This window comes from Streptomyces sp. MnatMP-M17 (assembly GCF_900091995.1).
Lineage (GTDB): Bacteria > Actinomycetota > Actinomycetes > Streptomycetales > Streptomycetaceae > Streptomyces.
In genome coordinates this window covers 1-9,891 of the sequence record NZ_FMDK01000607.1, presented here as the reverse complement: position 1 = coordinate 9,891, position 9,891 = coordinate 1, and the positions used below count along the sequence as shown (strand labels likewise).

General features: G+C 69.5%; 9 protein-coding genes. 3 read left to right on the top strand and 6 right to left on the bottom strand.

The annotated features are described in order from the left end of the window. Nucleotides 1-428, bottom strand: a 428-nt coding sequence (locus tag GA0115259_RS25845; protein WP_272921196.1) for a DMT family transporter, incomplete at its 3' end; no start/stop codon positions are given. A 287-nt stretch (nt 429-715) separates the two neighbouring features. Here GA0115259_RS25845 and glgA point away from each other — a divergent pair. Then, entirely contained in the window at nt 716-1,897 is a 1,182-nt protein-coding gene (gene glgA, locus GA0115259_RS25840) for a glycogen synthase (RefSeq protein ID WP_093601472.1), read from the top strand. Nucleotides 1,898-1,908: 11 nt separating this feature from the next. Beyond that, entirely contained in the window at nt 1,909-3,126 is a 1,218-nt protein-coding gene (gene glgC / locus GA0115259_RS25835) for a glucose-1-phosphate adenylyltransferase (protein ID WP_093601470.1), read from the top strand. A 57-nt stretch (nt 3,127-3,183) separates the two neighbouring features. On the opposite strand, the gene GA0115259_RS25830 is transcribed toward glgC, so the two are convergent. From GA0115259_RS25830 to GA0115259_RS25810, 5 genes are all read right to left on the bottom strand, one after another. Then, nucleotides 3,184-4,164, bottom strand: coding sequence for an ABC transporter permease (locus GA0115259_RS25830; protein WP_093601474.1), 981 nt, complete (start codon nt 4,162-4,164; stop codon nt 3,184-3,186). Between the two features lie 89 nt (nt 4,165-4,253). Next, nucleotides 4,254-5,219 carry an ABC transporter permease gene (locus tag GA0115259_RS25825; RefSeq protein WP_093601468.1) on the bottom strand — a complete coding sequence of 322 codons (966 nt, stop codon included), beginning with the start codon at nt 5,217-5,219 and terminating at the stop codon, nt 4,254-4,256. After that, the gene (locus tag GA0115259_RS25820) at nt 5,212-6,729 is read right to left on the bottom strand and encodes a sugar ABC transporter ATP-binding protein (protein ID WP_093601466.1); all 1,518 of its coding nucleotides are present in this window, start codon (nt 6,727-6,729) and stop codon (nt 5,212-5,214) included. Before GA0115259_RS25820 ends, GA0115259_RS25825 begins: the two co-directional genes overlap by 8 nt. Nucleotide 6,730: 1 nt before the next feature. Beyond that, a complete protein-coding gene (locus GA0115259_RS25815; RefSeq protein ID WP_093601464.1) occupies nt 6,731-7,822 on the bottom strand; it encodes an ABC transporter substrate-binding protein in 1,092 nt (363 codons plus the stop codon). Nucleotides 7,823-7,978: 156 nt separating this feature from the next. Then, complete coding sequence (locus tag GA0115259_RS25810) at nt 7,979-9,004, bottom strand: LacI family DNA-binding transcriptional regulator (protein ID WP_093601462.1); 1,026 nt, start codon at nt 9,002-9,004, stop codon at nt 7,979-7,981. 194 nt (nt 9,005-9,198) lie between these two features. Here GA0115259_RS25810 and GA0115259_RS25805 point away from each other — a divergent pair. After that, nucleotides 9,199-9,891 (top strand): PA14 domain-containing protein (locus GA0115259_RS25805; RefSeq protein WP_256098138.1); only part of this gene is annotated, 693 nt, incomplete at its 3' end.

The following is a 9,891-nucleotide window of genomic DNA, read 5'->3' as shown; positions in this document are numbered from 1 at the left end:
ACCACCCCCACGCCGCCCAGCGTGGCCGCGGCCAGAGCCAGCCGCTCCTCGCCGCCCAGCGTGCGGGCATCGGTGCCCGAGGTCAGCGCGAGCAGCCCCGCGAGGCCCACACTCGCCATGATCGCGCCACGCCAGGCCGTGCGCCCGGCCCTGCGGCCCACGAAGAGCGCCGCCATGGGCAGGGCGAAGACTATGGTGAGCGCACCGAGCGGCTGGACCAGGCTGAGCGGCCCGTACGCCAGCGCCACCACATGGAGCGTCGCGCCCAGACCGTTCAGCACCACGGCCGCCCACCATGCCCCGTGGTGCAGCGGCGCGTAGGGACGGTCCGGGGTGTTCGCCGCGACGCGCTCCTGGAGGATCGCGCCGGTCGCGTACGCGACGGCGGAGACCAGGGAGAGAAGCACGGACAGCGCGAGGGCACTCATGTCTTCCACGATCTCTCTTCCGTGTGTTCCGGTCGTCGTCCTGGAGAGGTCAATCCTGTGTACTGCTGTCGTAGTACTGGGTGGAGCGAGATGTCCTCCCACGGAGGGTCGTCCAGGTCAGTGCCGGATGGATGGCCCTCGGCCGCGGTGATCCGGCCGGTGTGGTCCGGTACGGCAGGGCCGATCGCGGCCCGTCGCGACACCGGTCGCCGTCGTGCTCTTCCGCCCAGGCCGAATCCGGGTGACCATGACAGGGCTGCGATCGCCGGGCGAGAACGGGGGATGGCGTGAAAGTCGGCCTGCTCACGCGCGAATATCCGCCGGACGTCTACGGCGGCGCGGGCGTCCATGTGGAATTCCTGGCCCGGGAGCTGCGCTCCCTGACCGATCTCGAAGTGCACTGCTGGAGCGCGGGCGAGGAGCCCGCCGCGGCGGCGGAGCCGGGAGTGGTCCGCCACCGGGCCGCGCCCGGACTCGACGGCGCCAATGACGCCCTGCGCACCTTCTCCGTGGATCTGTCGATGGCGGCGGCGCTCGACGGGCGCGAGCTGGTCCACTCGCACACCTGGTACGCCAATCTCGCCGGCCATGTCGCCAAGCTGATGTACGGCATCCCGCATGTGGTGACCGCCCACTCCCTGGAACCGCTGCGGCCCTGGAAGGCGGAACAGCTCGGCGGCGGTTACGCGCTGTCGAGCTGGGCGGAGCGTACGGCGATCGAGGCCGCGGACGCCGTCATCGCCGTCTCCCGGGGGATGCGCGACGACATCCTCGCCTGCTATCCCGCGCTCGATCCCGGCCGCGTGCAGGTCGTATACAACGGCATCGACACCGGGCTCTACCGTCCCGACCACGGCACCGCCGTACTGGACCGGATCGGCCTTGATCCCGAGCGGCCCTATGTGCTCTTCGTCGGCCGGATCACCCGCCAGAAGGGCGTCCCGCATCTGCTGCGCGCAGCCCGCGCCCTCGATCCCGGTGCCCAGCTCGTGCTGTGCGCGGGCGCTCCCGACACGCCCGAGATCGGCCGGGAGTTCCGGGAGCTGGTCGAGGAGCTGGGCCGGACCAGGGACGGTGTGCACTGGATCCCGGAGATGCTGCCGCGCCCCGAGGTGATCCAACTCCTCACCCATGCCACGGTGTTCGTCTGTCCGTCGGTGTACGAGCCGCTCGGTATCGTCAATCTGGAGGCCATGGCCTGCGGAACGGCCGTCGTCGCCTCGGCCGTCGGCGGTATTCCCGAGGTGGTGGACGACGGGACGACCGGACTGCTCGTGCCGTACGACGAACGCCACCCGGAGGCCTTCGAGTCAGGGCTCACCGAGGCCCTCAACCGGGTGCTGGACGATCCCGAGTCGGCGGCGCGGATGGGCGCGGCGGGCCGGGAGCGCGCCGTCGGCGCGTTCGGCTGGGACCGGATCGCCCGCCGTACGTACGAGGTGTACCAGGAGCTTCTCAAGTCCGAATAGAGGGAGCGGCGATGCGTGGTGGACCTTCGGTGCTCGGGATCGTACTGGCGGGTGGCGAGGGCAAGCGCCTGATGCCGCTCACCGCGGACCGGGCCAAACCAGCGGTGACCTTCGGCGGTACGTACCGTCTCGTCGACTTCGTCCTGTCGAATCTGGTGAACGGCGACATCCTGCGGATGTGTGTGCTGACGCAGTACAAGTCGCACTCGCTGGACCGCCATGTCAGCACCACCTGGCGGATGTCCAGCCTCCTCGGCAACTATGTGACGCCCGTTCCCGCCCAGCAGCGGCTGGGACCGCGCTGGTATCTGGGCAGCGCGGACGCCATTCTCCAGTCCCTCAATCTCGTCCATGACGAACAGCCCGACTACATCGCGGTGTTCGGCGCCGACCATGTGTACCGGATGGATCCGCGCCAGATGCTCAGACAGCACATCGAGAACGGCGCGGGCGTCACCGTCGCCGGGATCAGGGTGCCGCGTGCCGAGGCCTCGTCCTTCGGAGTCATCACACCGGCCTCGGACGGCACTCAGGTGGAACGGTTTCTGGAGAAGCCGTCCGATCCGCCGGGCCTGCCGGGCGATCCGGACCGTGTCTTCGCCTCGATGGGCAACTATCTCTTCACCACCAAGGTCCTTGTCGACGCGCTGCACCGGGACGCGGAGGACGAGAACTCGGTGCACGACATGGGCGGGTCCATCCTGCCGATGCTCACCGAGCGCGGCATGGCCCAGGTCTACGACTTCCAGGACAACCATGTGCCGGGCGAGACACCGAGGGAGCACGGCTACTGGCGAGATGTGGGCACGCTCGACTCGTACTACGAGGCGCACATGGATCTGATCTCGCACCAGCCGGTGTTCAATCTCGACAATCGCCGCTGGCCCATCTACACGCATCCGGGCCAGTTGCCGCCCGCGCGCTTCGTGGCGGGCGGGATCGCCAGCGACTCGATCGTCGGGCCCGGCTGTGTCATCCGGGGCCAGGTCACCCGCTCCGTGCTCTCGCCGGGAGTGGTGGTGGCGGAGGGCGCGGTGGTACAGGGCTCCGTGCTGCACGACAACGTACGGATCGGGCGCGGCGCGGTGGTGCGCGGCTCGATCCTCGACAAGAACGTGGATGTGCCGCCCGGCGCGACGATCGGTGTCAATCCCGGGCGCGACCAGGAGCTCTACACCGTCTCGAAGAACGGAGTCATCGCCCTGGGCAAGGGACAGCGGGTCGTCTGACCGGTCCGGGCGGAGGTGCCAGGACTCCGGCACCTCTGCCCGGACCGGCCCGTACGGTCAGAGCATCCGGCGCCGTCGGCCCAGCCAGGTCTGGGCGATCACCACCACCGCGAGAAACGCTCCGCTGACGACCTGCTGATACGCCGAGTCGAGCGAACCGATCTGGTTGATCACATTCTGGATGACCTTCAGCAGCAGGACGCCCACGAGCGAACCGCTGATGAAGCCGAAGCCGCCGGTCAGCAGTGTGCCGCCGATGACCACGGCGGAGATCGCCTCCAGCTCCAGACCTGCGCCGAGAATGGTCACGCCGGAGACCAGCCAGGCCGCGTTCAGCGCTCCCGCGAGTCCCGCGCAGAGCCCGGAGAGCGTGTAGACGGCGATCTTCGTACGGGCCACCGGAGCGCCCATCAGGGCCGCCGCGTCCTCGTTGCCGCCGACCGCGTACACATACTGGCCGAACCGGCTGCGGCGCAGCGCGATCGCGCCCAGCACGAAGAGCGCCGCGGTGATCCACACCGGCACACCGATTCCCAGCAGCGTGTCCTGGCCGAGCCGGGCGAAGAAGGACGTCTCGTCCACCAGATAGGTGGTGGAGCCCTCGTCGGTGACCGACAGCAGCACACCGCGCGCCAGCAGCATCGCCGCCAGCGTCACGATGAACGGCGCCAGCCGGGCCCGTGCGATCAGCAGTCCGTTGACCAGACCGATCACTCCGCAGACCGCCAGCGGCAGCAGCAGCGCGACGGCCGTGCCGTACCGGGAGCCCCAGGCGGCGAGCACACCGCCGAGCGCGAACAGCGAGCCCACCGAGAGATCGATACCGCCGGTGATGATGACAAAGGTCATGCCGAGGGCGACCACGGCGAGGAACGCCGAGGAGACCGCCATGTTCGCCAGATTGTCGCCGGTCGCGAAGGTGTCGAAGCCGATCGAGGCGGCGAGCGCCACCAGGATCAGCGTCACGAGCGCTCCGTGCTGCTGCGCGAGCGCGCTGAGCCGCTCGGCCCGCCTCGCGCCGGGCTCTTCCTCCGGCACCGGCGCGGAACCGCCCTTGCCTGAGCTCCCGCCCTTCCCGGGGTTCCCGCCCTTCCCCGAGCTTCCGGCCTTCCCGGTCTCCACCGTGGTCACCGCTTCCCCCGTTCCCGTGCCGCGTAGACCGCGAGCACGATCACCACGGCCTGGGCGATCTGCGTCCAGGACGGCGGCAGATCGTGCTTGATGAGCGTGGCGGTCAGCAACTGGATCAGTACGGCGCCCGCCACCGTGCCGCCGATCCTGATCCGTCCGCCGCTCAGCGGAGTCCCGCCCACCACCACGGCGGTGATCGCGGACAGCTCCATCAGACTGCCGAGCGAGGTCGGATCGCTCGCCTGGAGACGGGCCGTGGCCAGCACTCCCGCGATCGCGGCGAGCACGCCCGAGCAGACATAGACAAGGATCAGCACCCGCCGCACCGGGAGCCCGGCGAGCTTCGCCGCCGGCCGGCTGTCACCGATCGCGAGGAGCTGCCGGCCGAAGGTGGTGCGCCGTACGGTGAAGCCGACGGCGAGCGCCAGCACGGCCGCGATCAGTACCGGATAGGGAACGCCGAGTAGATCGTCCGAGCCGAGCGCCGCCATTCCCGGGTCCCGTACATCCTTGAGCTGCGGGAGCAGTACGAGCGCCAGCCCGCGGCCCGCGACCATCAGGGCCAGCGTCGCCACGATCGGCTGCACGCCGATGAACGCGATCAGTGAGCCATTGGCGAGTCCGACCGCGGCTCCGCCGACGAGCGCGGCGATCAGCGCGATCCAGGGCCCGTAGCCGAGATAGAGCGAGAGCAGCGAGGTCGACAGCGCCATCACCGAGCCGACCGACAGATCGACGCCCTCGCTGCCGATGGCCAGCGCCATGCCGAGCGCCACGACGAGAACGGGAGCGACCTGCACCGCCTGGGTGCGGAAGTTCTCCGCGGACAGGAAGTGCGGAGTGAAGAGGACATTGGCCAGCAGCAGAACGGCCACGCCCGCGTAGACGCCGTACTCCTGAAGGAGTGTCAGCGCCCGCGTCCGGTCCAGCGGTACGCGCCGTGGCGCCGCCAGCTCAGTCATCACGGTCTCCGCCCTCCTCAGCGGCGATCGCGCGCAGCAGCCGCTCCTCCGTCACCTCGGTCCCGGTCAGCTCCGCCACCACCGCGCCGTCCCTGAGCACCACGACGCGGTCGGAGCCCTCGATCAGCTCCTCCATGTCGGAGGAGATCAGCAGCACTCCGAGTCCCTCGTCCGCGAGTTCGTCGATCAGGCCCTGTACCTCGGCCTTGGCACCGACGTCGATGCCCCGGGTGGGCTCGTCCAGCAGCAGCACCTTGGGCCGCATCGCGAGCCACCGGGCGAGCAGCACCTTCTGCTGATTGCCGCCGGAGAGCTCACCGGCCTTCTGGTGCGGTGAGGACGCCTTGATCCGCAGCCGCTTCACAAAGGTGTCCACCACCCGGTCGATCCGGGCGTCGTCCACCAGACCGAAGCGGGCGAGTCCGGGCAGCGCGGCCAGCGCGATGTTCTCCCGTACGGAGAGTCCGGGCACGATGCCCTCGGCCTTGCGGTCCTCGGGCAGCAGACTGATGCCCGCCCTGATCGCGGCGGGCGTGGAGCCGGTCCGTACGGGAACGCCCGCCACCAGCACCCGGCCCGAGTCGGCCGGCAGCGCCCCGGCGATGGCTCTGACGGTCTCGCTGCGGCCGGAGCCGAGCAGTCCGCCGAGTCCCACCACCTCGCCGGGACGCAGCCGCAGGGACACTCCCCGCAGGGAGTGACGTACCGTCAGATCCGTTGCTTCGAGCACCGGTTCGCCGCCGGCCCGGTGCGCTCCGGTGAACTTGGTGCGGCCCTCGCCGCGTACCTCGCCCATCTCCCGGCCCAGCATCAGCGACACCAGCCTCAGCCGGTCGAGCTCCGCGAGGGAACCGGTGTGCACCCGCTTGCCGTCGCGCAGCACGGTGACGGTGTCACAGATCTCGTACAGCTCGTCCAGCCGGTGGCTGACATAGATCACCGCGATCCCGCGCTCCTTGAGCGTCCTGATCACCTCGAACAAGGTGCGGACCTCGCGCGGTTCGAGCGAGGACGTGGGCTCGTCCATCACGACCACCCGGGCGTCCGCCGCCATGGCCCGTGTCAGCGCCACCATCTGCTGGGCACCGACACCGAGTGAACGCAACGGCCGCCGTACATCGACCCGCAGCCCGAGCGCGCGCAGCGCCTCGTCCGCCGCGCGGTGCATCCGGCGGAAGTCGATCAGCCCGAGCCGGCCGCGCGGCTCGCGTCCGAGGAACAGATTGCGGGCCACGCTCATCAGCGGGACGAGATTGACCTCCTGGTAGATGGTGGAGATCCCGGCGCGCTGTGCCTCCAGCGGTGTGGCGAACCGGACCGGCCGGCCCTGGAGGACGATCTCGCCCTCGTCGGGCCGGTACACACCGGTGAGCACCTTGATCAGCGTGGACTTGCCGGCGCCGTTCTCGCCGATCAGCGCATGGACCTCGGCGGGCCGTACGGCCAGGTCCACACCGTCCAGCGCCCGCGCGCCGGGAAAGGTCTTGCTCAGTCCGGTGACCGACAGCACGTCAGTAGGCCTTGCCCAGACCGGACTTCGCGTTCTCCTCCGTGTACGCGCTGTCCTGGATGACGATGTCCTGGGCGACCTCCTCGCCCTTGGTGAAGGCGTCGAGCGTGTCGAAGGCGAGCGGTCCGAAGCGTGGGTTGGACTCGATCACTCCGGAGATCCAGCCGTCGACAATGCCCTGCACCGCGTTGCGCGTACCGTCCACGGTGACGATCTTGACGGCGCCGGGCTTCTTGCCCGCGCTCTTCAGGGCGTTGACCGCGCCGAGGCCCATCTCGTCGTTCTCGGCGTAGATCCCGGTGATGTCCGGATTGGACTGGATGAGCTGCTCGGTGACCTGCTGGCCCTTCTCCCGTGCGAACTCACCGGTCTGCTCGAACACCACGCGGAGACCGGGCGCCTCGGCCTCGATCCGGTCCTTGAAGCCCTTGGTGCGCTCGGTGGTGACATTGTTCCCGGCGGCGCCCAGCAGAATGGCGACCTCGCCTTTGCCGCCGGTCGCCTCGATCATCCGGTCCGCCGCCCGCTTGCCCTGCTCGATGAAGTCCGAGCCGATGAAGCTCACATAGTCCTTGCACGGAGCCGCGTTGATCTTCCGGTCGACGGTCACGATCGGGATCTTCCTGGCCGCCGCCGCGCGCAGCACAGGGCCCCAGCCGTCGGAGTTGAGCGGAGCGATCACCAGCAGGTCCGCGCCCTTGGCGATCAGGTCCTGGACATCGCTGATCTGCTTGGAGAACTGACTCTGCGCGTTGGCGGTGAGCAGCTTGACACCACGGCTCTCCGCCTCCGCCTTGATCGAGGCGGTCTCGGCGATCCGGAAGGGATTGGCCTCCTTCTCGGACTGGGAGAAGCCGACGGTCGCGGTGGCGAGATCGGTCTTCGCGCCGCCGAACTGCTCGACGGTGCAGGTCGCACCGCTCCCGGCGCCGGGAGTGGCGACCACCTGACCTGTGTCACCCGAGGCGGACGAGGACGTGTCACCGGCCGCGTCGTCCTCGGTCTTCGCACAGCCGGTGAGGGCGAGAGCGGCGGCGACGGCTGCGGCGAGAACAGTCTTGGCGGTGGTGCGGCGGACGGCGGAAGACTTCATGGCGGAACCCCATCTCGGCGCGGCCCCGGCGCGCTGAGCGCCCGCGGGAGGCCAACTCGTACGGTCAGTTGGTGCGTTGAGATTGTTCGGAAGGTTTTTACATCGTTGTACGAGACCTGTAAACCCCTCCTGTCGCACCGGTCCGGTGCGGCACGCTCACTGTCCGCCGCGTGTGCTCTCCCGCTCCACCAGGGCGAAATCCACGCGGAGTTCACGTGCCGCCGCAGTTTCGCGGTCCTCCGTCCCGCCGCGCAGCCGCTCCACCACCGACTGCACGGCGAGCCGGGCGATGGTCTGTTTGTCCGGTGAGATCGTGGTCAGCGTCACCATGCCGTAGCGGCCCTCGGTGATGTCGTCGAAGCCGACCACCGCGACATCCGCGGGCACCCGGAGCCCGCGCTCCCACAGCACCCGCATCGCTCCGATGGCGATCAGGTCGTTGTACGCGAAGACCGCGTCCGGCAGCACGCCGGAATCCAGCAGCCGCGCCATCGCCGCCGCGCCGTCCGCGTGCTCCCAGCCGCCCGTCGGCGCGACCAGGGAGTCCGGCGCGGGCACTCCGGCCGCGGTCAGCTCCGTACGCCAGCCGCGCAGCCGGAGCTGTGAGGGCTCGTTCGCCCGGTCCGTACGGGCGCCCAGGAAGGCGATCCTGGTGCGGCCGAGACCGAGCAGATGCCCTACCGCGGTCCTGGCCGCCGCGACATTGTCGATCGCGATGTGGTCGTACGGCAGGTCGTACTCCCGCTCGCCGAGCAGCACCAGCGGCGCGTCGTGGTCACGCCCGAGCAGATCCTCAGGGCACAGCTCGATGGGGCTCAGGATCAGCCCGTCGATGACCCGTGCCCGGAATCCCTGGCTGACCAGGATCTCCTGCTCACGGCGGCCACCGGTGTGGTCGAGCAGCACGGTGTACTCGTACTCGGCGGCCGCGTCGATCACCGCGCCGGCCAGTTCGGCGAAGTACGGATTGCCCAGCTCGGGCACGGCCAGCGCGAGAATGCCCGTACGTCCCTTACGGAGATGACGCGCAGTCAGATTCGGCCGGTAGCCCAGCTCGTCGATCGCCCGCTGGACCCGGGCGCGCATCGCCGGTGTGACATGCCGGTAGTTGTTGACCACGTTCGACACGGTCTTGATGGAGACGCCCGCACGCTCCGCGACGTCCTTGAGGCTGACGTTCATCGGCACTTCCCCTCCGGAGTGGTCCCGCGGGCCCGCCCCGCCCGTTTTGTTCAACGTTATACAAGGCGCCGATCCCGGCTCGGTCAGGGCCCTGGACAGTGGAGGAACGGCGTGCTGTCATGCCAACTGCCGTTCCTTCCAACGTTGTACAGACCGTCGCAACGAGCCGCCACCCTCAGTTTCAAGGAGGACTTGTGCGCATCCGAAGAAAACTGGCCCTCTTGCTCGCCGCCGTACTCGGCGTCGCGGGACTCATCGCGGTCCCGGCCGCCTCGGCTGCCGCCGACGACGATGCCGTCGAGGCCCGTGGCCTCAAGGGCGAGTACTACACCCAGTCCGCTCCCGGAGCCTTCGACTTCCATGAACTCAAGGCCACCGTCTTCGATCCGGTCATCGACTTCGGCAATCTCGACCCGCGGCTGAGCGCCACCACGGGACGGGCGGACGATGTCAGTGTGCGCTGGACCGGGAAGATCGTGCCGGCCGCCACCGGCCCGCACACCTTCTCGATGACCGGCGACAACGGGTTCCGGCTCTGGGTCGACGGCAGGCTGACCATCGACCACTGGATCGACGACTGGGACAACGAACAGACCGCCCAGCCGGTCGAGCTGACGGCCGGTCAGGCCTATGACATCAAGGTGGAGTACTTCGAGCACTACGGCGGCTCGAATCTGCACCTCAGGTGGACCGAGCCCGGCGGTACGAAGCGGCCGGTGCCCCAGTCCGCCTTCCGGCTGCCCGACGGCTTCGCCTACGACGGCGCCCTCGCTGCCACCGTACTGCCCGACGGCCGCACGCTGCGGCTGGACTTCGCCCAGCCGCTCGCACCGCCGCCCGCCGGGCTCGCCGCCCATCTCGGCGCGGTCATCGGCGGCGCCGCCCGG